The 24,335-nt window shown below is 67.1% G+C and carries 26 protein-coding genes; 20 read left to right on the top strand and 6 right to left on the bottom strand.

Features of this window, described 5'->3' with window-relative positions; genetic code table 11:
• Nucleotides 1-9: 9 nt before the first annotated feature.
• Genes FPH17_RS04735 through galE form a run of 8 tightly spaced genes read left to right on the top strand, consistent with a single transcriptional unit; the run spans nucleotide 10 to nucleotide 7,833 of the window.
• Nucleotides 10-738 (top strand): DedA family protein, encoded by a 729-nt coding sequence (locus FPH17_RS04735; protein ID WP_154878880.1) that lies wholly within the window; start codon nucleotides 10-12, stop codon nucleotides 736-738.
• A 34-nt stretch (nucleotides 739-772) separates the two neighbouring features.
• The gene (gene hemL / locus FPH17_RS04730; protein ID WP_095547043.1) at nucleotides 773-2,101 is read left to right on the top strand and encodes a glutamate-1-semialdehyde 2,1-aminomutase; all 1,329 of its coding nucleotides are present in this window, start codon (nucleotides 773-775) and stop codon (nucleotides 2,099-2,101) included.
• Entirely contained in the window at nucleotides 2,098-2,700 is a 603-nt protein-coding gene (locus FPH17_RS04725; RefSeq protein ID WP_095547042.1) for a histidine phosphatase family protein, read from the top strand. The genes hemL and FPH17_RS04725 overlap by 4 nt, the downstream gene beginning before the upstream one ends.
• 57 nt (nucleotides 2,701-2,757) lie before the next feature.
• The gene (locus FPH17_RS04720; RefSeq protein ID WP_154878879.1) at nucleotides 2,758-3,348 is read left to right on the top strand and encodes a TlpA disulfide reductase family protein; all 591 of its coding nucleotides are present in this window, start codon (nucleotides 2,758-2,760) and stop codon (nucleotides 3,346-3,348) included.
• Between the two features lie 52 nt (nucleotides 3,349-3,400).
• Nucleotides 3,401-4,129: a cytochrome c biogenesis CcdA family protein gene (locus FPH17_RS04715; RefSeq protein WP_095275326.1), complete on the top strand. Its 729-nt coding sequence runs from the start codon at nucleotides 3,401-3,403 to the stop codon at nucleotides 4,127-4,129.
• Between the two features lies 1 nt (nucleotide 4,130).
• Entirely contained in the window at nucleotides 4,131-5,774 is a 1,644-nt protein-coding gene (locus tag FPH17_RS04710) for a cytochrome c biogenesis protein ResB (RefSeq protein ID WP_154878878.1), read from the top strand.
• Nucleotides 5,775-5,803: 29 nt separating this feature from the next.
• Nucleotides 5,804-6,823 carry a c-type cytochrome biogenesis protein CcsB gene (gene ccsB / locus FPH17_RS04705; protein WP_095547684.1) on the top strand — a complete coding sequence of 340 codons (1,020 nt, stop codon included), beginning with the start codon at nucleotides 5,804-5,806 and terminating at the stop codon, nucleotides 6,821-6,823.
• 20 nt (nucleotides 6,824-6,843) lie between these two features.
• Complete coding sequence (gene galE / locus FPH17_RS04700) at nucleotides 6,844-7,833, top strand: UDP-glucose 4-epimerase GalE (RefSeq protein ID WP_095547038.1); 990 nt, start codon at nucleotides 6,844-6,846, stop codon at nucleotides 7,831-7,833.
• 6 nt (nucleotides 7,834-7,839) lie between these two features.
• Here galE and FPH17_RS04695 read toward each other — a convergent pair whose 3' ends face one another.
• On the bottom strand, nucleotides 7,840-8,094 hold the full coding sequence (locus FPH17_RS04695; RefSeq protein WP_095535241.1) for a hypothetical protein: 255 nt from the start codon (nucleotides 8,092-8,094) through the stop codon (nucleotides 7,840-7,842).
• Between the two features lie 39 nt (nucleotides 8,095-8,133).
• Here FPH17_RS04695 and FPH17_RS04690 point away from each other — a divergent pair, with 39 nt between their 5' ends.
• Nucleotides 8,134-8,442: a DUF4229 domain-containing protein gene (locus FPH17_RS04690; RefSeq protein WP_095535242.1), complete on the top strand. Its 309-nt coding sequence runs from the start codon at nucleotides 8,134-8,136 to the stop codon at nucleotides 8,440-8,442.
• Nucleotides 8,443-8,445: 3 nt separating this feature from the next.
• Here the strand turns inward: FPH17_RS04690 and FPH17_RS04685 are convergent, their stop codons facing one another.
• A complete protein-coding gene (locus FPH17_RS04685) occupies nucleotides 8,446-9,360 on the bottom strand; it encodes an AEC family transporter (protein WP_154878877.1) in 915 nt (304 codons plus the stop codon).
• A gap of 67 nt (nucleotides 9,361-9,427) precedes the next feature.
• Here FPH17_RS04685 and FPH17_RS04680 point away from each other — a divergent pair, with 67 nt between their 5' ends.
• Both FPH17_RS04680 and FPH17_RS04675 read left to right on the top strand, forming a co-directional pair.
• A complete protein-coding gene (locus FPH17_RS04680) occupies nucleotides 9,428-9,736 on the top strand; it encodes a hypothetical protein (protein ID WP_154878876.1) in 309 nt (102 codons plus the stop codon).
• A gap of 90 nt (nucleotides 9,737-9,826) precedes the next feature.
• The gene (locus FPH17_RS04675) at nucleotides 9,827-10,366 is read left to right on the top strand and encodes a hypothetical protein (protein WP_154878875.1); all 540 of its coding nucleotides are present in this window, start codon (nucleotides 9,827-9,829) and stop codon (nucleotides 10,364-10,366) included.
• A 492-nt stretch (nucleotides 10,367-10,858) separates the two neighbouring features.
• Here FPH17_RS04675 and FPH17_RS04670 read toward each other — a convergent pair whose 3' ends face one another.
• Nucleotides 10,859-11,152, bottom strand: coding sequence for a hypothetical protein (locus tag FPH17_RS04670; protein WP_154878874.1), 294 nt, complete (start codon nucleotides 11,150-11,152; stop codon nucleotides 10,859-10,861).
• 53 nt (nucleotides 11,153-11,205) lie between these two features.
• Here FPH17_RS04670 and FPH17_RS04665 point away from each other — a divergent pair, with 53 nt between their 5' ends.
• Complete coding sequence (locus tag FPH17_RS04665) at nucleotides 11,206-11,442, top strand: hypothetical protein (RefSeq protein ID WP_154878873.1); 237 nt, start codon at nucleotides 11,206-11,208, stop codon at nucleotides 11,440-11,442.
• Entirely contained in the window at nucleotides 11,443-11,835 is a 393-nt protein-coding gene (locus FPH17_RS12205) for an HNH endonuclease signature motif containing protein (protein WP_154878872.1), read from the top strand.
• A 103-nt stretch (nucleotides 11,836-11,938) separates the two neighbouring features.
• Here FPH17_RS12205 and FPH17_RS04655 read toward each other — a convergent pair whose 3' ends face one another.
• Nucleotides 11,939-12,931, bottom strand: coding sequence for a 1,4-dihydroxy-2-naphthoate polyprenyltransferase (locus tag FPH17_RS04655; RefSeq protein ID WP_154878871.1), 993 nt, complete (start codon nucleotides 12,929-12,931; stop codon nucleotides 11,939-11,941).
• Nucleotides 12,932-13,144: 213 nt separating this feature from the next.
• On the opposite strand from FPH17_RS04655, the gene FPH17_RS04650 reads away from it, so the two are divergent.
• Together FPH17_RS04650 and FPH17_RS04645 are read left to right on the top strand one after the other, a co-directional pair.
• A complete protein-coding gene (locus tag FPH17_RS04650) occupies nucleotides 13,145-13,855 on the top strand; it encodes a glycosyltransferase (RefSeq protein ID WP_244288065.1) in 711 nt (236 codons plus the stop codon).
• A gap of 283 nt (nucleotides 13,856-14,138) precedes the next feature.
• Complete coding sequence (locus FPH17_RS04645) at nucleotides 14,139-17,318, top strand: alkaline phosphatase (protein ID WP_095547034.1); 3,180 nt, start codon at nucleotides 14,139-14,141, stop codon at nucleotides 17,316-17,318.
• A gap of 7 nt (nucleotides 17,319-17,325) precedes the next feature.
• Here FPH17_RS04645 and FPH17_RS04640 read toward each other — a convergent pair whose 3' ends face one another.
• Complete coding sequence (locus FPH17_RS04640) at nucleotides 17,326-18,039, bottom strand: hypothetical protein (RefSeq protein ID WP_095553335.1); 714 nt, start codon at nucleotides 18,037-18,039, stop codon at nucleotides 17,326-17,328.
• 82 nt (nucleotides 18,040-18,121) lie between these two features.
• On the bottom strand, nucleotides 18,122-19,270 hold the full coding sequence (menE, locus tag FPH17_RS04635; RefSeq protein ID WP_154878869.1) for an o-succinylbenzoate--CoA ligase: 1,149 nt from the start codon (nucleotides 19,268-19,270) through the stop codon (nucleotides 18,122-18,124).
• A gap of 67 nt (nucleotides 19,271-19,337) precedes the next feature.
• Between menE and FPH17_RS04630 the strand changes: the two genes are divergently transcribed.
• The 5 genes from FPH17_RS04630 to FPH17_RS04610 form a co-directional block, all read left to right on the top strand.
• Nucleotides 19,338-20,486, top strand: a complete 1,149-nt coding sequence (locus tag FPH17_RS04630) for an ATP-binding protein (protein ID WP_167496778.1) — start codon at nucleotides 19,338-19,340, stop codon at nucleotides 20,484-20,486.
• 9 nt (nucleotides 20,487-20,495) lie between these two features.
• Nucleotides 20,496-21,584: a sensor histidine kinase gene (locus FPH17_RS04625; RefSeq protein WP_154878867.1), complete on the top strand. Its 1,089-nt coding sequence runs from the start codon at nucleotides 20,496-20,498 to the stop codon at nucleotides 21,582-21,584.
• Complete coding sequence (locus tag FPH17_RS04620) at nucleotides 21,581-22,210, top strand: response regulator (RefSeq protein WP_095275108.1); 630 nt, start codon at nucleotides 21,581-21,583, stop codon at nucleotides 22,208-22,210. The genes FPH17_RS04625 and FPH17_RS04620 overlap by 4 nt, the downstream gene beginning before the upstream one ends.
• Nucleotides 22,211-22,285: 75 nt before the next feature.
• Nucleotides 22,286-22,996, top strand: coding sequence for an ATP-binding cassette domain-containing protein (locus FPH17_RS04615; RefSeq protein ID WP_154878866.1), 711 nt, complete (start codon nucleotides 22,286-22,288; stop codon nucleotides 22,994-22,996).
• The coding region (locus FPH17_RS04610; RefSeq protein WP_154878865.1) for an ABC-2 family transporter permease at nucleotides 22,993-24,335 on the top strand (1,343 nt) is incomplete at its 3' end. The genes FPH17_RS04615 and FPH17_RS04610, both read left to right, overlap by 4 nt.

The following is a 24,335-nucleotide window of genomic DNA, read 5'->3' as shown; positions in this document are numbered from 1 at the left end:
TTTACGTCTATGTCGAGCGAGGACGAAGGCCAGGTCCAACAGCACACCCCGGAATCGGAACCGGAGTGGTGGGATCAGCCAGGCATGCCCTGGAACGAAAAGCCCACCAAGGCGGACTACTGGTGCCTGGGCTGGTTCGGCTTCATCGGTATTTTCGGCCTCGCGCTCATTCCGTTCCGCGCCTGGCTGCTGGGCCTGGACCCGCCGATCATGCTGGCGTTGACGGGCTCGAGGATTGGCGCGGCGTCGACAGGCGCCCTGGCCTCGGTGGGCGAGGCGCAGCACTGGCTGCTGTACCTGCTCATCGGCTCGATCGTGGCGATCAAGTTCGACTGGGTGTACTGGTGGGCCGGCAAGCTGTGGGGGCGCGGCATCCTGGACGTGCAGGCGCAGAATTCCAAGCGCGCGGCGAAGAACATCGCGCGCGTGGAGCGGTGGGGGATGAAGCTGGGCTGGCTGGGCATTTTCCTGGCGTACGTGCCCATCCCGCTGCCGATCGCGTTCGTGGTCTTCGTGCTCATGGGCATGACTGAGATGCCGCTGTGGAAGTTCATGCTCCTGGACTTCGTGTCCAAGACGCTCTGGTCGCTGGGCTACGTCGCGCTCGGCTGGTGGATCGGCGAGCCCGTGGTGTACGTGCTGGAGCAGTACGCGCGCGTGGCCAACTGGATCGCGATCGGCCTGCTCGTTGTAATCTTCATCGGGGCATTTCGCAAGAAGGGGAAGCAGGAAAGCTAGGGCCGCGTTTTCTCATCACCTAGGATGGGCAACTATGACAACTTCGGCCAAGTACCCAACGTCCGCACACACGTCCCGCTCCGCCGAGCTGTGGCAGCGCGCGCAGCAGGCCACGCCCGGCGGCGTGAACTCGCCGGTGCGCGCCTTCGGCTCGGTCGGCGGCCAGACGCGCTTCATCGAGAGCGCGCACGGGAGCACGCTTATCGACGTCGACGGGAACGCCTACGTCGACCTCATCAATTCCTGGGGCCCGATGATCCACGGCAACGCACACCCGGAGATCCTCGAGGCAGTGCAGAAGGCGATGCGTGACGGCCTGAGCTTCGGCGCGCCCACCGAGGCGGAGGTGCAGATCGCGGAGATGATCGTGGGCCGTACCTCGGTGGAGGAGGTGCGCATGGTCAACTCCGGCACCGAGGCGACGATGTCCGCGGTCCGCCTGGCGCGCGGCTACACCGGCCGCCCCAAGATCATCAAGTTCGACGGCTGCTACCACGGCCACGTCGACGCGCTCCTCGCCGCAGCAGGCTCCGGGCTGGCCACGTTCTCCTTGCCGGACTCGCCGGGTGTGACGGGCGCGCAGGCGGCGGACACCATCGTGGTGCCCTATAACGACATCGAGGCCGTGAAGGCCGCGTTCGCGGAAAACGAGGGCGAGATCGCCGCCGTGATCGCCGAGGCAGCCGCCGGCAACATGGGCACGGTCGCGCCGCAGGACAACTTCAACGCCAAGCTCAAGGAGGTCGCGCACGCCAACGGCGCGCTGCTGATCCTGGACGAGGTGATGACGGGCTTCCGCACCTCGTATGCGGGCTGGTACGGCGTGGACCACGTGGCGGGAGACCTGACCACTTTTGGCAAGGTCATCTCCGGCGGCCTCCCGGCCGCGGCCTTCGGCGGACGCAAGGAGATTATGGAGCGTCTCGCGCCGACTGGGCCGGTGTACCAGGCGGGTACCCTTTCGGGCAATCCGGTCGCGATGGCGGCGGGCATGGCGTCGTTAAGCTTGGCCTCAGAGGACATCTACCCGGTGCTGGAGCGCAACGCCAGCACCCTGGCCAAACTGGTGTCCGACGCGCTGAAGCGCGAGGGCGTGGCGCACAACGTGCAGCGCGCCGCGACGATGCTGTCGTTCCGCTTCGCCGAAGGCGAGGGCCACAACTTTGCTGACATGAAGGCGGCGGACACCTTCCGCTACGCGCCGTTCTTCCACGCGCTGCTGGATAACGGCGTGTTCGCCCCGCCGAGCCCGTTCGAGACCTGGTTCGTCTCCACCGCGCTCACCGACGAGGACTTCGGCCGGATCGAGGAGGCCCTGGTGCCCGCGGCGAAGGCTGCGGCGCAGGCGGTGGCGCCCGAGTGACGCGCACGACGGTGCACCTCGTGCGGCACGGCGAGGTCTACAACCCGAAGAAGGTGCTCTACGGGCGCATGCCCGGCTACCACCTGAGCTCCCGCGGCCGGTCGATGGCGGCGGTGACCTCGCAGTTCTTCGAGGGGCGCGACGTGACGTACCTGGCGGCGAGCCCGCTCGAGCGCGCGCAGGAAACGGCGGAGCCGATCGCGGAGGTGACCGGCTGCGAGGTGCACACCCGCACCGACATCATCGAGGCCGGCAACACCTTTGAGGGGCTGCGCACCAAGGGCTGGCGCAGCCAGCTGGTCAACCCGATCCGGTGGCGGCACATGACGAACCCGCTGGAGCCGAGCTGGGGCGAGTCCTACGAGGCGATCCGCGCGCGGATGTGCGACGCCGTGGACAGCGCCCGCGCCGAGGCGGAAGGCCACGAGGCGGTGCTGGTGAGCCACCAGCTGCCCATCGTCATGGTGCAGCGCTACGTGCAGGGCAAACGCCTCGCGCACGCGAGCCGCGAGTGCGACCTGGCCAGCGTGACGTCACTTGTGTTTGACGGCGACGTTGTTGTTGACTGGTCCTACGACACTCCGGCCGAACGCATCTAGCCCGCTGTGCTGGGCCAGCGTGCCGGAGTTTTTGAACAGATGATTTGAGAGGTGCCAATGTCCCGACGGACCGCGCTGAGCGCGATTGCAGCGCCGATGGCCGCGTTGCTCCTGCTCACCGGCTGCGCCAGCTCTGGTGGGGGAGACAACTTTTCGTTCCATTCCCCGGGCGGGCAGACCGAGATCTTCTACGAGGAATCCGAGCGCAAGCCGGTGGAGCACTTCAGCGGAGAATCGCTCACCGAGCCGGGTACCACGGTGGACCTGCACGACTTTGACGGCAAGATCGTCGTCCTCAACGCCTGGGGCCAGTGGTGCGCGCCCTGCCGCGCGGAGGTGGATGACCTGCAGGAGGTGCAGGAGCACCTGGACGCGGACGGCACCGGCACGGTCCTGGGCATCAACGTGCGCGACCCGCAGCCGGAGATCGCCCGCGACTTCGTCGCCGACAACGGCGTGACCTACCCGTCGCTGTACGACCCGCCGTTCAAGACCGCTTCCTTCCTCGGCGGCGTGCCCAGCTCCGTGATCCCCACGACGATCGTGCTGGATAAGCAGCACCGCCCGGCCGCGGTGTTCCTGCGCGAGGTGACCGCCCAGGACGTGCTCGAGGTGACCGACAAGCTGGCGCAGGAGGGGCAGAGCTAGCGTGGGCGAAGCGTTCTCAGAGGTCGTGGCCACCGGGCCGCTCCTGCTCGGCATGTTGGCCGCCGCGCTGGCCGGCCTGGTGTCCTTCGCCTCCCCCTGTGTGGTCCCGCTCGTGCCCGGCTACATGTCGTACCTGACCAGCGTGGTCGGCGGCGAGATGACCGTGGACCAGGACGGCGTGCGCGTGAAGTCGCGCCGCTGGGCCGTCGCCGGTGCCGCCGGCCTGTTCGTGGCCGGCTTCACCGTGGTGTTCCTGCTGGCCACCGTCTCCGTGTTCGGCGCGATCAGCCTGATCACCCTCAACGCCGAGGTGCTCATGCGCGTCGGCGGCGTGATCACCATCGCGATGGGCGTGGTGTTCCTGGGCGCGGTGCCTGCGCTGCAGCAGGACCGGCGCTTGCAGCCGCGGCGCTGGGCCAACGTGCTCGGCGCCCCGCTGCTCGGCGGCGTGTTCGCGCTGGGGTGGACGCCCTGCCTCGGGCCGACGCTGGCGGCGATCATGTCGGTCTCCGTCGGCACCGAAGGGATGACCGCGGCGCGCGGCGTCCTGCTGGTAGTGGCGTACTGCCTGGGCCTCGGCCTGCCGTTTGTGGTGGTGGCGCTGGGGTCCGCGCAGGCGGTGCGCAGCGTCGAGTTCCTGCGCCGCCACTCCCACACCATCAAGGTGATCGGCGGCGTGCTGATGATCCTCGTCGGCGTGCTCCTTGTCACCGGCGCGTGGAACGTGTTCGTCGGCTGGATCCGACAGTGGACCTTGCAATATGGAGCGACGGTGATCTGAGATGCAACTCGTATCGGCGGCAACGACCTGGCTGCGCAAGACGTGGCACTGGCTGACCAGCATGCGCACCGCGCTCGTCCTGCTCTTCCTCCTCTCGCTCGCCTCCATCCCGGGCGCCCTGCTCCCGCAGCGCAACGTGAGCGAGTCGCTCGTGCAGGACTACCTGGACGCCAACCCGACGATGGGTCCGATTTATGACAGGTTGCAGCTTTTCGACGTCTTCAGCTCCTCCTGGTTCGTCGCCATCGTCACCCTGCTGATGATCTCCCTGGTCGGCTGCATCATCCCGCGTTCCATGGACCACTGGCGCGCCTACCGTGCCACCCCGACGCGCGCGCCGCGCTACCTCTCGCGCATGCCCATGCACGCGCAAGCCACGGTGGACACCGGTCAGGACGAGGTGGAGGCGAAGGTCCGCCGCCTGCTCAAGCGCTGGCACGTGGCCGCCTACTCGCCGGAGGAGGACCGCGCCGGGACATTCTCCCTGGCCGCCGAGCGCGGCTACACCCGCGAGCTGATGAACCTGCTCTTCCACGTGGGCATCGTCGGCATGATCGTCGCCTTCGCCGCCGGCCGCATGGTCTTCTACGAGGGCCAGGTCATCGTAGTGACCAACTCCGAGTCCCAGTACGCCGTGCCGGTGGAGCAGTCCACCGAGTTCTGCAATACGTCCCCCGCCAACTTTGACGTGTTCCGCGCGGGGCCGCTTTTCGACGGCACCGGGCTCACCCCCTTCTGCATCGATGCACACAACTTCCGCGCCGAATACTTAAACAGCGGCCAGGCGAACGGCTTCTGGTCCGACGTGTCCTACACCGACGACCTGACCGCGCCGAAGGACAGCTGGCAGGAGACCACCCTGGCGGTCAACCACCCGCTGCGCATCCACGGCGACCGCGTCTACCTGCAAGGCCACGGGTTCGCCCCGCAGGTCACGGTGACGTGGCCCAACGGCGAGACCCGCACCCAGATGATGCAGTTCCGCCCCACGGACACGCAGACGTTCCTGTCCTCGGGCGTGATGCGCTTCGACCCGCCCGCCGGCATGTTCCCGGACCTGGCGGACCGCCGCCAGAACCAGATCGCCTTGGAGGGCAACTTCGCGCCGACGGCCCAGTGGGGCGGCCAGGACGGGGAGACGCTGCAGTCGTCGTTCCCGTCGATGGATGACCCGGCGCTGTCCATGGACATCTACCGCGGCGACGCTGGATTGGACTCGGGCCGTCCGCAGAACATCTTCGTGCTGGACCAGATGCTCATCGCGGAAGGCCAGCTGCAGAAGCTGGAGCGCGTCAACCTCACCCCGGGCGAGGAGATCACCGTGGACGGCGGGATCAAGGTGCGCTTCGACGGCGCGGCCGAGTACGCCAACTACCAGATCTCCCGCGACCCGACGCAGGTGTGGGCACTGGTGACCACAGTGATCATGCTCGCCGCGCTCGCCGGCTCGCTGACCATCAAGCGCCGCCGCGTCTGGGTCCGCCTCGCCCCGGTTGTCGGCGGCGGGACCGCGGTGGAGATCGCGGGCCTGGCGCGCACGGACCGCGCCGGGTGGGGCCCGGAGTTTTCCGAGCTCGTCGAGGAGATCCTGGGGGAGCACCCGGATGATGACGGGGACGATGACGAGCTGGATGACCTTGGATAATGGCCCGCTGATGGAGTAGATTGAGCACCATGCTTGTCAACACCACCATGGCGGAGTTGTCCGATCTGACCTTCCGCACCGCGTTCATCATCTACATCGTGGCGCTGCTCATGGCGTGCGTGTACTACGGCCGCGTCCTCGCGGTCGTGGACGTGCGGCGCGAGCGCCGCGCGGCGCAGCAAGAGCGCGCCGCGGAGAAGGTGGCGGTTGGGGCTGGGGGGCCGGTGGTCGTCGAAAAGCAACTGCCCCCGGAGCCCGAGCTTGACGGCGTCTACGAGAAGCGGGTGGCCGCCGCCCGCAAGTGGGCGGGCATGACGCAGGCCCTGGTGTGGGTCGGCGTGGCGCTGCACATCGTCGCGTTTGTCACGCGCGGCATCGCGGCGCGGCGCTTCCCGCTGGGCAACCTGTACGAGTACATCCTGTTCATGACCGCGGTGATCATGGTGGCCGCCGCGATCGTGATCGGGCGGAAGGGCTGGCACACGGTGTGGCCGTGGCTGCTGTTCCCCATGGTCATCGCGATGTTCCTCAACTCCACGGTGTTCCACATGCAAGCCGCCCCGGTGGTGCCGGCGCTGCAGTCCTACTGGATGCCGGTGCACGTTTCCACGGTGTCGATCGGTGCCTCGGTCGGTATCGTCTCCGGTGTGTTCGCGATGCTGTACCTACTGCGCATGTGGCAGCCGAAGGGTGAGGAGCACGGCTTCATTGGCAAGATTGTGCACCCGTTGCCGTCGGCAAAGACGCTGGACCAGATCACCTACAAGACGGCGATCATTACGCTGCCGCTGTTTGGTATCGGCATCGTGTTCGGCGCGATCTGGGCCGAGGTTGCGTGGGGCCGCCCGTGGAACTGGGACGCGAAGGAAACCGTGTCCATGATCACCTGGATCCTGTACGCCGCCTACCTGCACGCCCGCGCCACCGCCGGCTGGAAGAACTCCAAGGCGGCCTGGATTAACGTGTTTGCCCTGGCGATGACGATCTTCAACATGACGTACGTGAACACGGTGATTGCGGGTCTGCACTCGTACGCGGGCCTGAACTAGCTGCGTTAGACTCACAGGTTATGAAGGTTCTTATCACTGGCGGGGCCGGCTTTATCGGCTCTACGATCGCTTCCTGCTGCGCCGACAACGGAATTACCCCGGTGATTCTGGACGATTACTCTACCGGCCTGCGCGCCTTCGCCGAGCGTTTCGACCACTACGAGGGCGACATCGCCGACGTGGCGCTGCTGCACCGCATCCTGGACGAGCACCCGGACATCGAGGCGGTCGTCCACTGCGCCGCGAAGATCGTCGTGCCGGAGTCAGTCTCGCGCCCGCTGTACTACTACGAGAACAACGTGGGCAAGGCCACGACCTGCGTGCGCACCCTGTCCGAGCGTGGTGTGAAGCGCGTCCTGCTCAGCTCCACCGCCGCCATGTACGTCCCCGGTGAGGACCTGATGGTCACCGAGCAGAGCACGGCAGACCCGTCGAGCCCCTACGCCGCCTCGAAGTGGATGCTGGAGCGAGTGCTTGCCGACGCCGCCTCGGCCGGCCTCATCCGCGCCATCTCACTGCGCTACTTCAACCCCATCGGGGCGGACCCGCAGCTGCGCACCGGTCTGCAGAACCCGGCCCCGTCCCACGCGCTGGGCAAGATGATCTCCGCCTACCAGGCCGACGAGCCGTTCACCGTCACCGGCGTGGACTGGCCCACCCGCGACGGCTCGGGCCTGCGCGACTACGTCCACGTGTGGGACCTGGCCCGCGCGCACGTCGCCGCGCTGAAGGCCGAGGCGTCAGCGCTGGCGGACTACGAGGTGATCAACCTGGGCACCGGCCAGGGCACCACCGTCTTCGAGCTGGCCGACGCCGTCGGCGAGGCCACCGGCAAGCCCCTCGAGGTGCGCACCGCCCCGCCGCGCGATGGCGATGTGGTCGGCTGCGCCACCCGCACCGAGAAGGCCGAGCAGTTGCTCGGCTGGCGCGCGGAGTACACCGTGGCGGACGGCGTGCGCCACTCGCTGGCCTGGGCGGAGAAGCTGCCCGAGGTGCTGGAACAGCGCTAGTTCCGGCTAGCTGCCCTCCCCGTCGCGGCGCTTGCGGCGCTCCTCCTCTTCGCGCCGCTTTCGCTCCGCCTCCTCGCGGGCGCGCCGCTCCTTGAAGCGGTTCTTCTCAATGTTCCAGAGGAACTCCTCATCATCGTCGGGCCCCTTGATCTGCGGCCGCTCTGGCGCCTGCTCGACCTGCTTGTTCGAGCCGGGCCCGAAGGCGCGCCACATCAGGTACACGGCGAGGACGATGAGTACGAGGAGTAGTAGCCTTCCCATGACTTCCAACATACTTGGTGGCCGTCTAGGGTTAGGCATATGCAACAACAACCGCCGGAAGTTGATCCCGCCGCCCGCTCGCGCGCCAATAAGGCCGCCGCGATCTACGGGCTGTGCAGGCTCGTGCTGTTCATCGCACTCACCGTGGTGATCCAGGGCGCGGCCATGCTCATCGGCGCCCCAGTGCCGCTGATCATCTCCGCGCTCCTTGCCCTGATCGTGGCGTTCCCGCTGTCCATGCTGGTGTTCAAGCGCCAGCGGATTGAGGCCACCGAGGCCGTTGCGCACTGGCGCGAGCAGCGCAAGCTGCGCAAGGAGTGGATCTCCAGCGAGCTGAGCGAGCGCTAGCGCCTACCCGAACAGGGCGGCGATGGCGAGCATAGCGGGCAGCGAGAGGAACGTGGTGAGGAAGACGGTGTCGCGCGAGACCGTCTGGCCGACCTGGTAGGTGGCGGCGTAGTTGTACACGTTTTGCGCGGTGGGCAGCGCCGCGAGGATGAGCGCCGCGTAGAGCTCGGTGCCGTCGAGGCCCAGGGCGTACCCGACGCCGAGGGCGATGGCGGGCATGCCGACGAGCTTGAGGAGGGTGGCGGTGAGCGTCGGTAAGCGATCATGCGTGAGCACGGAATCCCCTTTCAGCGAGGCGCCGAAGCTCATAAGGATGAGCGGGATGGAAGCGCCGCCGAGGATCTCCAGCGGCGCGAGCACGGGCTCGGGGACTTCCCAGCCGGAAGCGGAGACGGCGAAACCAGCGAAGGCGGCGAGCACGACCGGCGCCGTTATGCCCGCGACGATGGAGCCGCCGATCGAGCGCAGGCTCGCCCCGCCCGCGTTGAGGCCGGCGATGATGACGGGGGAGAGCACCGCCATTTGCAGCACGAGCGCGGGCACGACGTAGGTGGCGTCGCCGATCACGTAGGTGGCGATGGGCAGCCCGATATTGACCGAGTTGTAGTAGCTTGACGCGGCCGCGCCCGCCATCGTCTCGGCGAAGCTGCGGCGGAACAGCAGGGCGCTGAGCAGCCAGTACAGGAGCATGGTGGCTACCGACGCCGCTGCGATCACCCCCACCACCGGCGACAGGAACGCGGACGTGTCCGAGGTGGACACGCTGGAGAAGATGAGCGCCGGGGTGCACGCCCAGAACGCGATGCGGTTGAGCTGCAGGCGCGCCTCGCCCTGCCCGATCACGCCTCTGTGCGCCAGCAGGAACCCCACCGCGATGACGGTGAAGATGATGGCGAAACCAGTCAGGACGTCGAGCATCAGCGGTTCCCTCCTTCTGTAATCTTGATCCAGGTAGTGGCACCAAGTATGACACCTGGGAGGAATCGTGATGGGACTGCGGTGGCGGATGTTGGTTGGCTACGTGGTGGCGTCGACAGGCTTGCTCCTCGTCTCGTCGATCTTCGGGCCGATGGGCTGGGCTGTTCCGCTCGTGGTGCTCAACCCGCTGCTCGTCGCGGTGCTGGCGTGGCGCGACACCGCCCGCCGCGGCGCGACCTGGTGGTGGTTCGCCGTCCCCGCTCTGGCGGGAGCCCTGCAGGCGCTCGTCCTCATGAACGCATCCGCGCTCCCGTTCGTCGCGCTCCTGCTGGTTGGCGCGGGCATCGGCACCCTGGGTGGCCGCGCGCGGAATTGACGGACTTTCCCAGGCGGGCGGCCAGCGCTACGTAATAGTTGCCGCCTACGTTGGTTCGGGCAATTGCAGCCTATCGACGAAAGGCCCAACGTGAGCAGGACCGCATCCGTCATCGCAATGGTGTGCGCTTCCGCAGCGGCGCTGACTGCCTGCGGCAACTACGTCAACGTGGACGTCATCGGCGCCGCCGGGTTTTCCCACGACGAGGAGGGCCACATCATCGCGCACGTGAACACCTGCGGCGAGGAGATGAGCGAGCTCGAGGTCGCCTCCGACCGCATCGGTCTCGCCGAAGACGAGGAAAACCGGGTGCTGGCCAAGTTCACCGCCGCCGAACCACAGACCGGCCACGTGCAGGTGCCGCTTGATGGACCGAGCTCTGGCACGTGGGCCGCGGAAGCACCGCTCGACGCCTCCTATCCCGAGGATCGCACCCTCTTGCTTAACCCGGCGCCGGACGACAGGGGCGGGCAGGGGCCCTTCAGCAAGGAGAGGTCCTTCACTCCCGCCAGCGCCGCCAAGCAGCAGATCCTGGAACAGCCCGCCGGCACGATTGTGTCCGTGAACCCCTACGACGGCTCGACAGACACGTGGAGCCCCGCGGATTTCGACGCCGCGTGCGGGGAGTAGCTGCCGTCTACTCTGCGGCCGCAAAGTAGAAATCGCTTCGCTCGCTGTCACAGGAGTACTGTTTTGCCTCAGTGCAAACAAAATAGACACATTCCTTACGGTCGAACAATAGTGTGGGTATAGCTGATGGCAATGAACTACTTTACTGCTCACTAGCTCCGCCCCGGCTTCGTCTGGGGTGGGATGAACCCGAACTTGAGCCAGGGCAAGCGCGCGACGGACCTCGCCGGAAATATCCGCGACCACCATAGGCAGTCCACGAGGATTCGGGCGCGCATACTCGACGCGGTCGGCGAGTTTGATGAGGGGGGGCTGCGCCGAGTGGCTTGGCGCGAAGCATACGGCGAGCTGGTTGGCACGGGAGTTGCGGGTGAGCGAGGCGACCGCATTCGAGTATGTATTTGTTTCCAAGGTAATTCGTAAGTATCGGTCCCTCTACGGTGCATTCGAGTGCGGGGCGGTGAGCTATACGACGGTTCGCTTTCTCCTCCGCTACATCACCGAGGACAACGAGCCGTACGTGAAGATCACCACCAGGGACGGCGGGATGATGTGCTTCGAGGCGCTGCTCCCCGCGGTGACGGGCCAGGAGCTGATGGCGGCCCTGAAGCTCGCGCAGTTGTCGCAGTACGGCTTCGACGGCGTGGACGAGGAGGAGTTGCGCGACCCCGACAAGGTCGATGCGCTGCTCGAGGAGGCCGCAGGCGTCGACGAGGCATGCCCCGCCACCCAGACCGCGGAGCCGAAGCCGAGACGCGCCTCGATGCGGGACGCGATCAAGGACACGGCTGAGGCGATGGAGGGCGGTAGCACGGTCTTCGGGTGCGCAGGTGAGCATCATGGTTACCGACGACGGTCGCGCCTGGATGTCGAACAACTTGCAGGCGAAGTCGGAGGAAGTGGAGCAGTGCGTGGCAAACGCGATGATGCGCCTGCACGAGACGGACGCCAAGGGGCTGATGTTGAATGTGGGCCGGCAGCAGCGGCTTGCCACGGACGGGCAGGTTGCTGCACTGCTCCCCGCCTGGGGCCACCAATGTGCGATGCCTGGCCGTACGCATTCACGTTTTCTGTAGATGCACCATCTCAGAGACTGGGCTCGAGGAGGGGAAACGAACGTGGATAACCTTTTGCCACTGTGCTCGTCCTGCCACTCCCTTGTCAGCCATGGCTCTGCGAAGATCTGGGAACGCAACGGGCATATCCACTACCGTTTTGCCGACGGTTCCCACTATACCGCCTACAATCGCGCTCACTCCGTGCGCGAGCCGGACCCACTCACTTATCACACCGACAGCGCTGATTCGTGCGCATGCGAATGCTCGGAGCGCTGCACAGACTGCGCTTCCCGCGTTGATGATGACCCGTGTACTGAGTGCCCCATTTACAACTATCTGTGGGCGAACCGTTCGTTCGTGAACGCCGGATCCGCACCCGATTCAGCACCACCAGGGCGCGGCACGCAATAGCGCAGACACGAAAAACCGCCCCGGCGTCCCTGTGCAGCAAGGAGTTTCGGGGCAGGTCGAGACAAGGAACTGGCAAACACTGTGCAGCTCACTCAGCACGCGACTACCGCACTGCCGTGTACGGTACCGCCTCACCTCCACCCCAAATTGGGAACCCGAGGGCGGTAAACGCAACGGCGGTGAGCACGGACCAGATCAGCATGGCGCGACCATTGATAGCCAGCACGGGGATAAGGTCTTTGCCCTTTGCCTGGTCGCGCTGCACTTTCAGAATGGAGGAAACGGCAAACGGCAAAGCAGCGAAACCGACGAGCGTGAGCGAGTTTCCAAGCAGCAGGGAGACGACAAATGGCGTCAACGTCAGCACAGTAAACAGGCGACGGGCCCTCACCTCGCCGATGCGCACAGCAAGGGTGTGTTTGCCGGCCGCGGCGTCGGTGTCAATATCGCGGATGTTGTTTGCCAGGTTCACGGACGCGGAAATCGCGCCCACACCGATGGCCACCAACCACCCCTCGGCAGTCAGCCATCCTGACTGTGTGAACTGCGTACCTAGCACAGCGACCAGCCCGAAGAAGATGAACACGGCCAGCTCGCCGAATCCGTAGTAGCCGTACGGCTTCGTCCCGCCGGTGTAAAACCACGCTGCCGCGATGCAAGCCGCACCGACCAGGATGAGCCACCACGCACTCGTGACCGCCAGGATCACGCCAAGAACGGCAGCGACGAAGAAGGACGCGAATGCTGCGAGCTTTACATCCTGCGGCCGCGCCAGCCCGGACGCGGTGATGCGGCTAGGGCCTGTCCGTTCGTCGTCAGTGCCGCGCACACCGTCGGAGTAGTCGTTGGCGAAATTCACGCCGATAATCAGTGCCCACGCAACGCCGAGTGCGAGCAGCGCCTTGCCGAGGTGCATGCCACCAATGTGTGCAGCCAGGCCGGTGCCGGCGATCACTGGGGCGAACGCGTTCGGCCACGTGTGCGGTCGCGCCGCCTGCCACCAGTCGTGGAACGTTGCCGAACTGCCAGTGTCGGCCCGTTCTGTAGTGTTCGCTGTCTGCTGGTTGTCAGTTCCATTACCGCTCGTGTCAGTCATGTCTCCCATCATGCCCCGATTTGGTCAAGTCGGCTAAAGTTTTGGCTCATGTGGATTGACTACGCGCTTCGGCAAGCACTCGGTGGGGCTGGTGCACTTTTGCGCGCGCCTCAGCTGCGGGTGGTGGCGCGGAAATCTCCGGCTAGGTTCCCACAGGAGGGCGACACCGTTATTTCGCTGACCTCCCATGGGCCCCGGCTAAAGTCGGCGGTGGTGGCGATTTCCTCGCTGCTCGTCGGCACGACACGCCTGCCGGTGTATCTGTGGCTGGATAAGGAGGACTACGAGGGTGAGTGGCCGAAAGGTCTGCACACCCTTGTGGAGCGCGGCCTGCAGGTGTGCTGTTCGGACGGCCACTATGGTCCGCACACCAAGTATTACGGCACGTTTCAACGGTTTGCCGGTACTGGCACCCGCGTCATCACCGTTGATGACGACATGATGTACCCCAAGTGGTTCGCCAAAAAGCTCCTCAACGCCTCGGACGCCGATCCGAACAACGTGGTGGCGTACCGCGCTCACGAGATCGTGCTCCAGGACGGCAAGTTGGCGCCGTACAAGCAGTGGAAGTCTGTGCAGGATACGGATCCGGACCCGCGCCACTTCGCCACCGGCGTCTCCGGTGTTGCGTACCCGCCGGCGATGGTCGATGCAGTTGCCGCGCAGGGCAAGGCGTTCCAGGACTGCGCCCCACACGCCGACGACATCTGGCTGAACCGTTGCGCACTTCGCACGGGCCACTTCGTGCGCCAGGTCTTCCCGCACCCGCGCGAGTTCTCGATGGTGCCGGCGTCGCAAAGCGTGGCGCTCGTGCGCGGCAATCTCCGCGGGGGCAATGATGCCCAGCTGCGCGCCACCTATGCGCAAGAAGAGCTGGGCATGCTTATCGACGCCGCGCTGTCCCTCAACGAACCAGCACGGTAATCCCCGGCGTATCGGAAGCGGTGCGCAACCGTAACTACCTGCAGATCTGGTTGAAGCTGAAACCCGGGTGTGAGCAGGGGTGTTTGACATGCGCCGCAGGAAGCATCAATCTAAACGTGTGTTTTAAGCTTCCTTAAAGTGCTCGGGCAGCGCCCTTAACTGCATTTTTGTAGTCACCTAAAGTTCATTTGGGTTTTCCGAATTGGAAATTTGCTGGATTTATGATGTGTGGCGGTTGAACAACCATCCACTTTTTTTGGCTTTTCATGTGAAGGAACCCCACATGCGTATTCCGTTTAGAACACTGACCGCCGTGGTCAGCGCTTCCGCGCTGGCCCTGGCGAGTCTCCCCACAGCCTCTGCCGCACCGGCGGAGCAGAACTTTAACGGCAAAGAGTCCTGTGTGACCCTTGACGCCGAAGGCAACTTGGTGAACGTCCCACAGCCGGGGGATTGCACCCAGTTTGGCAAGGGCGGGCAGGGCAACACCGACGCCCAGGCCCGCAACGTGATCTTCATCCTGGGCGATGGAATGGGCCACCAGGAGATCACCGCAGCGCGTAACTACCTCAAGGGCGCGAACGGTCGCTTCGAGGGCCTGGACGAGCTGACGGCCTCAGGTGCTTACACCACCTTCGCCGTCTCCCAGGAGGGCAAGCGCCAGTACGTGACCGACTCGGCGGCTTCTGCCACCGGCTGGTCCACCGGCACGAAGACCTACAACGGTGCGCTCTCTGTCGACGTGGCGGGCACACCGCACGAGAACCTGATCGAGATGGCGAAGAACGCCGGCATGCGCACCGGCAACGTCTCCACCGCCGAGATCCAGGACGCCACCCCGGGCGCGCTGCACTCGCACATTTCTCAGCGCGGCTACTACGCGCCGTCGGGCGACAAGAAGGTCGTGCAGGGCAAGGAGGCGCGTGAGAACGGCGGCCTGGGCTCGATCTCCGAGCAGATCATCGACACCCGCGCGGACCTCACCCTTGGTGGCGGCCGCAAGTACTTCGACACCGAGGTGCAGGCGGGCGGCGAGAACCGTAACCCATTCCTCACCGAGAAGCACGACGGCGGCGCGGAGTGGGAAGCCGGCAAGACTGTGCGCGAGAACGCAGAGGCTAAGGGCTACACCATCGTCGATGACGAGGCTGGCCTCGACGCGGTCACCGTGGCTAACCAGGACGCGCCGGTCCTCGGCCTGTTCAACGACGGCAACATGACCCGCCGCTACGAGCAGACCGTCCCGGGCAACGCCACCGACAAGGAGCCGGAGACCTGCACCCCGCAGGACACCGGCAACGAGCCGACCGCGGCGGAGATGACGAAGAAGGCAATCGAGCTTCTCGACGACCCCTCGTCCGACAAGGGCTTCTTCCTCCAGGTGGAGTCCGCCTCTATCGACAAGGCGGACCACGCCGCTGACGCCTGCGGCATGATCGGTGAGACCGAGCAGATCGACGAGGTCATCAAGGAAGCCCTCGACTTTGCTAAGAAGGACAAGGACACCCTCATCGTGGTCACGGCTGACCACGCACACACCGCAGAGATCGTGCCGGACGGCCGTCCGTCGGTATCCGCAGTGACCCGTCTGAAGTCGCAGAAGGACGGCGGCGCGGTGATGTCCGTCGGCTTCGGCACCCAGCCGTGGTCCATCAATGAAAGTGGCGAGCTGGAAACCAAGTCGATGATGCACACCGGCACCCAGGTGCGCATCGCTGGCTTCGGCCCGGGCTCCGAGAACGTCAACGGTCAGCTCGACCAGACTGACGCTTTCTACGTCATGGCGAACGCGCTCGGCCTCAACGGCGGCACCGAGGGCGGTCAGGATCCGTGGGAGATCAACAAGGGCAACAAGGTCATGTCGCTGGCTACCCGCTCCAAGGCGAAGCCGGGCGACCAACTGTGCTACCTCGTCTCTGAAGGTGCCGCTCCGAAGGTCGGCGACTGCGCCCAGTTCGGCACCGCCGGCCAGGGCATTGATAACGCGAAGGCGAAGAACGTCGTGCTGCTGATTGGCGACGGCACGGGCGACTCCGAAATCACCGCTGCCCGCAACTACCTGAAGGGCTCCGCGGGCCGCTTCGACGGCCTGGACAACCTGGACTACACCGGCTACCTGACCACCTTCTCCCTGGACAAGGAGACCGGCCTGCCGAACTACGTCCCGGATTCCGCCGCGACCGGCACCGCCTGGAACTCTGGCGTGAAGGCCTACAACGGCGCGATTGGCGTCGATAGCAAGGGCAAGCCGGTTGCCACCCTCGGCGAGCTGGCCAAGGCGAAGGGCATGAAGATCGGTAACGTCTCCACTGCGGAGATCCAGGACGCCACCCCGGCGGCCTTTGCCGCACACGCGCTTGACCGCTCCTACTACGCGCCTTCCGGCGATAAGAAGGCGGCGCAGGGCGAGCAGCTACGCGAGAACGGCGGCCTCGGCTCCATCTCGGAGCAGATCGTCGACCTGCGCGCCGACGTCACCCTCGGCGGCGGCATGAAGTACTTCAACACCGAGGTCGTTCAGGGCGGTCAGTGGGGCGAGAACGGCAATACCTGGACCGCAGGCAAGACGGTGCTGGAGAACGCGAAGGACAACGGCTACCAGGTCGCGACCAATCTTTCCGAGCTCAACGCCGTTGACAAGGCGGACGCAGAAAAGCCGGTGCTGGGCCTGTTCTCCGAGGGCAACATGCCGCGTACGCTGAACCAGTCCATCCCCACCATCGACGGCGGCGACATGGATCCGGCGACGTGTGTAGCTAACCCGGAGTTCACCGCGGAGACCCCGCGTCTGGCGGACATGACCACCAAGGCGCTTGAGCTGCTGCAAAACGACAAGGGCTTCCTTCTCCAGGTGGAGTCCGCCTCCCCGGATAAGGCCGACCACGACGCAGACGCCTGCGGCCTGATCGGCGAGGTCGGCCAGCTCGACGAGGCCGTCCAGGCCGTGCAGCAGTGGGCGGACAAGACCGGTGAGGAAACCCTCATCGTCGCTACTGCGGACCACGCGCACACCGCGCAGATCACCTACGAGGACAGCAACACCGCTGGCCGCGTGACCCAGCTGACCACGGTCGAAGGCTCCACCATGGCGGTCAACTTCGCCACCTCTAAGACCAACGAGGACGAGGACGCCCTCGGCGGCCAGCAGCACACCGGTGCCCAGCTGCGCGTCGCAGCTTCCGGCCCGGGTGCGGCCAACCTGACCGGCCAGATCGACCAGACTGACCTCTTCTTCGCCAGCCTTAACGCGCTCGGCATCGACCCGATCAACCACGACCTCACCTTCGAGAACAAGATGAAGCAGGTCGACGAGCAGCCGGGTACCACCACTGGCTCCTCTGCAGAGTCTCCGTGGCTGATCGCCGTGCTGACCATCGCGGGCCTGGCGGGCCTGCTGTCCCTGATCGCCCTGCTGCTGCCGCAGCAGGTAGATAAGGCGCTCGGCCCGATCGCCAAGCTCTAAGCGCTACTTACTTGCCCACCATCGGCAGCTTCGGCAGCTTCAGTCCGAGCTGTGGCAGGGCAAGCAGCCCGAGCAGCGCCAACAGCGCTGCGACGACCCCACCGATGATGGCTGGAACGTTCAGATCTGGCTTCGCGGTGGGGTAATCCACATTCGCCTGGGGGCCCTTGGCGCAGGCTGCGGCAGCGGCCACGTCGGCGTCGCTAAGCTGCACCTGCTTCACAGCGACCTTCCCGGCAGGCGTGGTGGACCAGGCGTCGTACAGTGCGGCGTCGCTCTTTGCGACTGCGAATGGCAGCTCGACGGGCTTCGTGTCGGAGCCGACGTGCCAGGAGTCCGTGTTGATGTCCTCGAGCGTGCGCTCTGTCGTCGGGTGGGTCTCCTTCAGCGTCTTCTGCGCGCTCGCGTACTGCCCGGCGAGCTGGGCGGGCAGCACCTTGGTCAGGTCTGCCTCCTCGCCCTTGAGCGTCTTCTCGTTTTCCGCGATGACGCCGGGGTAGACCGACTCAACTGCGGCGATGAAATCGCGGGCTTGCTCGTGCTCACCGATGGCCTTGGACTCGTCGAAAAGCGTGGAGATGAACTGCTTCTCGCCGGCAGTGAGGCTGACCGCACAGGTGCCTTCCTTGTCCTTCTGGGCGACGGTTGCGGCGTGGGCGGGTGCGGCGAGTGCGGAAAGCGCGATCGCGGTTGCGGCGACGCAAGCGGTGAGACGATGCATGGTGTCCTCCTTGTTTGAGGGATGGGTATGTACAACCCAAAGTGTGAAGGACACCGTGTTGCGAGAGCGTAAACGTTGAAGGCTAGTTCCCGCCAAACATTTCCGCCACCGCAGCCCGGTCGACTTTGCCGGGGCCGAGCTGCGGGAGGGCGGGCACGGGGCGCAACTCCTTCGGGATCTGCCAGCGGGGCAGGTCTTGGAGCGCGTCCATCAGCTCGGCGACCTCGGCGGAGCCGGTGTAGGCGGCGCAGATGCGCTGGCCGAAGCGCTCGTCGGCAACGCCGACAACGCAGGCGGCGGTTACGCCCGGTTGGGTGAGTAGGAAGCGCTCGAGCACTTCCGGCTGCAGCTTGAAGCCGCCGGTGGAGATCACGTTGTCCAGGCGGCCCTCGACGGTGAGTACGCCGTCGGTGATGTGGCCGGCATCGGAGGTGGTGAACCAGCGCTGGCCGTCGGCGTCGGTGGTGAACGGGTCGGGCTGCACGTCACCGCGGTAGCCTTCGGCCACCATGGGGCCGCCGAGGACGATGCGGCCGCCGTCGAGGCGCACGCGCGCGCCGGCGATGGGTACGCCGTCGTAGACGCAGCCGCCGGAGGTTTCGGAGGAACCGTAGGTGGTTACGACGTTGATGCGCAGCTTCTTCGCTGAGTCGAGGAGGCGGGGGTTGGTGGCGGCGCCGCCGACGAGGACGGCGGTGAAGCGTCGTAAAGCATCGATGCCCTGCATCGTGGAGGTGGCCTTGGCCAGCTGGTGGGGCGAGAGCGCGGTGTAGCAGCGCTCGCCGGTGGCCGCGAGTTCCTCGGTGCGCTCGGCGAACTCGTTGATACTGAAGCCGTGGGAGAGGTCCAGGGCGGCGGGCTCGACGCCGGCGACCATGCTGCGCACCAGCACCTGGATGCCCGCGATGTAGGCGGCCGGCATGGCGAGCAGCCACTGGCCCTGGCCGCCGAGCGCCTGGTGGGTCGCGTCCGCGCTGGAGATGAGGTTGGCGGCGGTGAGCATCGCACCCTTGGGGCGGCCCGTGGAGCCGGAGGTGGCGACGACGAGGGCGACGTTGGTGTCGATAAGCTGCCCGACGCCCTGCGTATTGCGGAGCAGGTTGGCGCGGGTCGGGTCGTTGGTGGGCACCGGCAGGAGGGCGCGTTGGCCGGTGAGCGCCTCCTCGAGCGCGGGCATGATGGCTAGCGGGTTCGCGGGGTCGACGGGGAGGATCTCAAGGCGGTTGTTCACGGAGCTAGCCTAGCAAGCCGTATGAGTCTTTATGATTCGGCGATTCATAAACAGGTATAAAGGGGGCATGCAGCCAAGCCCGTACACCCCAGGCGAAATTGCGCCGGAAGTCTTCGGCCGCGAGCAGATCCTCGAGGACATCCGCCGCGACCTCGCCTTCATCATCGTCGAGCCGCGCTTTGTCGGCCGCATCCAGGTCTTCGCCGGCCCGCGCGGCGTGGGCAAAACGAGCCTGCTGCGCGCCGCGCAAACCGACGCCGCGGCCAAGGGATTCGACACCCTCTGGGTCACTGCGGGCGACGGTCCGCTGCTCGCCTCGCTCGTCGAAGCGCTCGAGGAGGTCTCCAGCACCTGGCAGGGCTCGCTTGTCGACGCCCTCCGCTCCCTCATCTCCACCGCAAAAGTTGAGGTCGCGGGCATCTCGGTCAGCGGGGCGGCACCACGCAAGGGGACAGAAGCGGGCAGTCAGGGCCGCCGGCTCCAACGGCTGCTCGCCGCAGCGGGGCGCGCGGCGCGGGAGCGCTCGCGAGGGCTCGTCCTGTTCATCGATGAGATCCAGAGCGCCGACGCCGACGGCATCAAGGCGCTCGCCTACGCCTGGCAGCACATGCAATCCGAGCAGCGCGACCTGCCCATGGCCGCCTACACCGCAGGACTCAGCCACACTCAGGACGTGGTCACGGACGCGGTGAGCTTCGCCGAGCGCTTCGCCTACCAGCACCTGCACAACCTCACCCGCCCGCAGGCCGCGGACGCGCTGCGCAGCCTCGCCGCCGCCAAGGGGGTGCGCTGGTCCGACGACGCGCTCGAGGCCGCGCTCGGGTTCGCGGGCGGCTACCCCTACTTCATGCAGGTGATCGGCGACGAGACGTGGCGTGCCGCTGGCTTCCCGGGACCGGGCACGGTGCTGGAGGTGCCGCAGGTTGAGGCCGCCGGGGAGGGCTTCAACCAGATGCGCCAGACCTTCTTCCGCGCCCGGTGGAAGAAAGCCACGCCCGCGGAGGCACGGATGCTGCGCGCGATGGCGGCAGCGGGCGAGCCCGAGGGCGACGCCCCGGTGAAGCGCAGCGCCATCGCCGAGGCCATGGGACGCGACTCCAACGACTTGAGCATGGCGCGGCGATCCCTGCTGGACAAGGGGCTCATCGACACCTCCAGCCACGGCTACCTGGAGTTCACCGCGCCGGGCTTCGCCGAGTTCGTCCGGGGGCTGTAGGCGGTGAGGATGCGTACGGTCGACCTAGTCCTCGCCGGCCTTGCTGCGGTGCTGGCGCTGGTGTACACCGCCGGCGCGTGCGCGGACCCGAGTGACGCGTTCGGGTGGGTGCAGGCCCTGTTGTCCTGGGGGTTCGTGGCGGCGTTCGGGGTGGTGACTTTGCGGGCGAAGTGGGCGTCGATAAGCATGATTGCCCTGAATGTGGCCTGGTCTGCGGTGTGGATCCTTGCGCCGATCAACCTGGGCTACACCCTCTGGGTGCTGGCGGTGCCCGTGGCGGTGTTCGTGGCGCGCAGGTTCGTGGGCGGGCGCTTCGGCGCGGGCGTGCTTGCCGCGGCGATGGTGTGGGCGCTGGCCTCGCCGTTTATGTGGGCGTGGGACGAGCGCTTCGTTCTGTTCTACCGCTCAGGGGTGGACGCGGTACTCGCGCTCGCTGCGCACTGGGCGGTGCTCGCCGTGGCGTACCTGCTGGGCGCGAACCTGGCGCGGGAGGAAGCGGGGCGGCGCGAGCGGCTGCGCGTGGCGCGCGAGCAGGAGCGGCTGGCCATCGCCGGCGACATCCACGACCTCCTCGGGCACACGCTCACGCTGATCCGGGTGCAGGCGAACGCGGGGCTCGCGGCCGGCGACGAGCGCGCAGCGCTGAAACAGATCAGCGCGGAGGCGGGCGAGGCGCTCACGGACATCCGCCGGCTTGTGCGCGGCCTGCGCGACGGTGGCAGCGGGGTGGAGCCAACCGCCGGTGTGGAGGAGCTGCCTGAGCTGGTGCAACGCTTCCGGGACGCGGGGGTGCGCGTCAGCTACGAGGGCGGCGCGCTGCCGCAGGTGCCCGCCGTGAGCAGCCTGGCCGCCCACCGCATCGTCGCCGAGGCCGTGGCCAACGCCGCGCGCCACCAGGAGGACCCGGACGTGCGCGTGCGGGTGGAGGCGGCAGACCGGCTCGCCGTGACCGTCGCGTCGACCGGGCCGATCCGCCCCCGCCCCGGCGCGGGCACCGGACTGGAGGGCTGTCGCGAGCGCGCCGCCAGCGCGGGCGGCACGCTGTCGACCGAGCAGCGCGGGGACACCTTTATCGTGCGCGCGGAGCTGGGCCGATGATTCGCATTTTGCTTGCCGACGACCAACCGCTCCTCCTTTCCGCCCTGTCCACCATCCTCGCGGCGCAGCCGGACTTGGAGGTCGTGGCCACCGCGAAGGACGGGGCGCAGGCGGTGGAGCGGGCGCGGGCGCACCGCATCGACGTGGCGGTGCTGGACATCCGCATGCCGGTGCTCGACGGCATCGCCGCCGCCGCGCAGATCCTCCCGCTCGGCGCGCGGGTGATCATGCTCACCACGTTTGACGACGACGCCTTAATCCAGTCCGCCATCGACGCCGGCGTCCACGGCTTCCTGCTCAAAGACGCGGACCCGGACGTGCTCGCGGACGCGGTGCGCACCGTCGCGCGCGGCGAGTCCGTCCTGGCCAGCGGGGTGACGGGGCGCGTCATGGAGTGGGTGCGTGGCGGCACCCCGCAGGACCGGTCGGTGCTCGAGGGGCTCACGGCGCGCGAGCTGGACGTGCTCGCCGAGGTCGGCCGCGGGGCCACCAACGCCGAGATCGCGCAGCGGCTCTTCATCGCCGAAACCACCGTGAAAACGCACGTGTCCAGCCTGCTGTCCAAGCTGGGCGCGCGCGACCGGATCGCGCTCGTGCTCATCGCGCAGCGCGCCGGGATCTCCTGATCTCCTCCCACGGGAGGAGTGAAGTTCCGCCCGCGGGGCGATGTGGTGCGCTAGGCAGATGGCGAGGATTGGGGTATGACTTCACCACAGCTAGCGTGCGAGGGCGTGACCGTGTCCTACGGCGCCCACCGCGTGCTTACCGACGTCTCCCTGCACACCACTCCCGGCCGCGTCCACGCGCTGCTCGGACCCAACGGGGCTGGCAAGTCCACACTCATGAAGGTCCTGCTCGGGCTCCTTGTTCCAGAGGCCGGCGAGGTCACGCTCATGGGTCAGCCCTTTGCGCGGGCGAATCTGCGCCACGTAGGCGCCTCTATCAACGACCCCGCCTTCTATAGCCACCTAAGCGCCCGCAACAACCTGCGCGTGCACACCACGCTGCTCGGCCTGCCAGATTCGGAGGCGGATCGTGTCCTCCAACTCGTGGGGCTCCAGGACGCGGGCAAGAAGAAAGCGGGCGCGTTTTCCACCGGCATGAAGGGCCGGTTGGCGCTCGCGCAGGCCCTGCTCGGCGAGCCAGAGGTGCTCATTCTCGACGAACCCCAGAACGGACTTGACCCCGAGGGCATCGCCCACCTGCGCGCCTACCTGCGCGAATACGCCGCCGCGGGGCGCACCGTGCTGGTCAGCTCCCACCAACTCGGCGAGGTCGTGCACATAGCTGACGACGCCACCGTCATCGCCGGCGGTAGCGTGCGCTTTGCCGGCCAGCTCGCGCAGCTGGGGCCGAACCTGGAGGAGTCCTTCTTCCGGCTCACCACCGGCGGGAACGGGGGAGCGCAGTGAATTACCTGCACGCTGAATGGATCCGCTCGCGCGGCTCGACCCTGTGGTGGCTCGCCGGGGCGGGCCTGCTGTTCGGCTGCGTGTTCGCGGCGTTCTCGCTCGTCGGCCGGGTAGAGACGGCACGCGACCTGATGAACTGGCAAGGCCTCCTGGTCACCGCACTCGCCGCGCCGGTCGCGACCCTGTTCGCCGGCGTGGCGGAGACCCGCGAGCGTTCGTCACGTTCGGGCGGGACCGACTGGCGGCCGGTGGACCCCCGCCGCGTGCGCGCTGCCCGCCTCGCCGTGGTGTGGGCCGCACTCGGTGTGTTCTGCCTCGCGGACTTCGGGGTGAACTGGCTGGTGGCCTCCGCCGTCGGGCTTTCCGGCGCGGGGGCGGTGCTCGCTGCCGGCGCTGCCGTCTGGGTCGGCATGTGCGGCGTGGCGGGCGTGGCCGCCGCGTTGGTGCGCCGGGGCGGGATGCTACCCACATTGGTGGCGGCGATGGCGTACCAGGTCGAGCTCGGCTACTTCTGCGACCGCGTCTGGTGGTGGGCCAACCCCGCCGCCTGGCCGCTGCGTCTCGAGCTTCCGCTCATGGGGCTGCAATTCAACCTGCTGCCGTTGGAACCCGGATCGGCCCTGGACCGGCAGTCGCCCTGGGCGCCACTCGCGCTGTGCCTCCTGCTTGCCGCCTTCGGTGCGGCGTGCGCGGTGTGGACGGAGCCGCGCCGGGAGCGCCGGCGTCGCACGACCGCACACGTCGTGGCCGCTCCGCGGGCGGCGGGGGCTGCGGTGCCGCCCCCGGCGCGGGTGGGATTCGTTGCGGCGCTGCGGGGTGTGTACGGGGCGGGGCGGGTGGCGTCGCTAAGCGTGCTGCTCCTGCTCACCGCGCTGGTGATGCTGGTGGCGATGCGCTACCCCGTCGATGTGCGACGCGCGCTCGAGACTTACCTCATCCTGCCGGTCGGCGCGGGGGTGCTGCCTGCCCTGGTGTGGCCGAGGCTGCGGCCCGCGTGGCAGCTCATGCGCGTCGAGCACCCGGACGTGGGCGCCGCGCTGCGGGTGTGGACGTGCGGAGTGGTCGCGCTCGTGGTGGTGTTCGGGGAACTGACCAGCGGTTTTGGTGTGGTTGGAAGCGCTATCGCACTGCTCACGACGAGTACGCTCGCGCTGACCGCGCTGTATATTACTGTGCGGTTCGGCGTCGCGTGGACGCTCGCGGCGACGCTGGTGTGGACCGTGTTGTCCGTGACCATTGGCGGCGACGTGCTGGCGGGCAGCTGGCTGTGGGTGCTCGCCGTGCCGGCCTGGGCGGAGACCGCGACGACCCCGCTGCGCGCCGCGGTGGCGCTGGGCGG

This window comes from Corynebacterium gottingense (assembly GCF_007559235.1).
GTDB lineage: Bacteria > Actinomycetota > Actinomycetes > Mycobacteriales > Mycobacteriaceae > Corynebacterium > Corynebacterium gottingense.
This window is presented reverse-complemented; position numbering and strand designations above follow the sequence as displayed.

What these genes read in the sequence shown, in the direction of transcription:
- FPH17_RS04735 (WP_154878880.1), top strand. Translation starts at nt 10, where the DNA reads ATGTCGAGCGAGGACGAAGGCCAGGTCCAACAGCACACCCCGGAATCG.
- hemL (WP_095547043.1), top strand. Translation starts at nt 773, where the DNA reads ATGACAACTTCGGCCAAGTACCCAACGTCCGCACACACGTCCCGCTCC.
- FPH17_RS04720 (WP_154878879.1), top strand. Translation starts at nt 2,758, where the DNA reads ATGTCCCGACGGACCGCGCTGAGCGCGATTGCAGCGCCGATGGCCGCG.
- FPH17_RS04715 (WP_095275326.1), top strand. Translation starts at nt 3,401, where the DNA reads ATGTTGGCCGCCGCGCTGGCCGGCCTGGTGTCCTTCGCCTCCCCCTGT.
- FPH17_RS04710 (WP_154878878.1), top strand. Translation starts at nt 4,131, where the DNA reads ATGCAACTCGTATCGGCGGCAACGACCTGGCTGCGCAAGACGTGGCAC.
- ccsB (WP_095547684.1), top strand. Translation starts at nt 5,804, where the DNA reads ATGCTTGTCAACACCACCATGGCGGAGTTGTCCGATCTGACCTTCCGC.
- galE (WP_095547038.1), top strand. Translation starts at nt 6,844, where the DNA reads ATGAAGGTTCTTATCACTGGCGGGGCCGGCTTTATCGGCTCTACGATC.
- FPH17_RS04695 (WP_095535241.1), bottom strand. Translation starts at nt 8,094, where the DNA reads ATGGGAAGGCTACTACTCCTCGTACTCATCGTCCTCGCCGTGTACCTG.
- FPH17_RS04690 (WP_095535242.1), top strand. Translation starts at nt 8,134, where the DNA reads ATGCAACAACAACCGCCGGAAGTTGATCCCGCCGCCCGCTCGCGCGCC.
- FPH17_RS04685 (WP_154878877.1), bottom strand. Translation starts at nt 9,360, where the DNA reads ATGCTCGACGTCCTGACTGGTTTCGCCATCATCTTCACCGTCATCGCG.
- FPH17_RS04665 (WP_154878873.1), top strand. Translation starts at nt 11,206, where the DNA reads ATGGTTACCGACGACGGTCGCGCCTGGATGTCGAACAACTTGCAGGCG.
- FPH17_RS12205 (WP_154878872.1), top strand. Translation starts at nt 11,443, where the DNA reads ATGCACCATCTCAGAGACTGGGCTCGAGGAGGGGAAACGAACGTGGAT.
- FPH17_RS04655 (WP_154878871.1), bottom strand. Translation starts at nt 12,931, where the DNA reads ATGACTGACACGAGCGGTAATGGAACTGACAACCAGCAGACAGCGAAC.
- FPH17_RS04645 (WP_095547034.1), top strand. Translation starts at nt 14,139, where the DNA reads ATGCGTATTCCGTTTAGAACACTGACCGCCGTGGTCAGCGCTTCCGCG.
- FPH17_RS04640 (WP_095553335.1), bottom strand. Translation starts at nt 18,039, where the DNA reads ATGCATCGTCTCACCGCTTGCGTCGCCGCAACCGCGATCGCGCTTTCC.
- FPH17_RS04630 (WP_167496778.1), top strand. Translation starts at nt 19,338, where the DNA reads ATGCAGCCAAGCCCGTACACCCCAGGCGAAATTGCGCCGGAAGTCTTC.
- FPH17_RS04625 (WP_154878867.1), top strand. Translation starts at nt 20,496, where the DNA reads ATGCGTACGGTCGACCTAGTCCTCGCCGGCCTTGCTGCGGTGCTGGCG.
- FPH17_RS04620 (WP_095275108.1), top strand. Translation starts at nt 21,581, where the DNA reads ATGATTCGCATTTTGCTTGCCGACGACCAACCGCTCCTCCTTTCCGCC.
- FPH17_RS04615 (WP_154878866.1), top strand. Translation starts at nt 22,286, where the DNA reads ATGACTTCACCACAGCTAGCGTGCGAGGGCGTGACCGTGTCCTACGGC.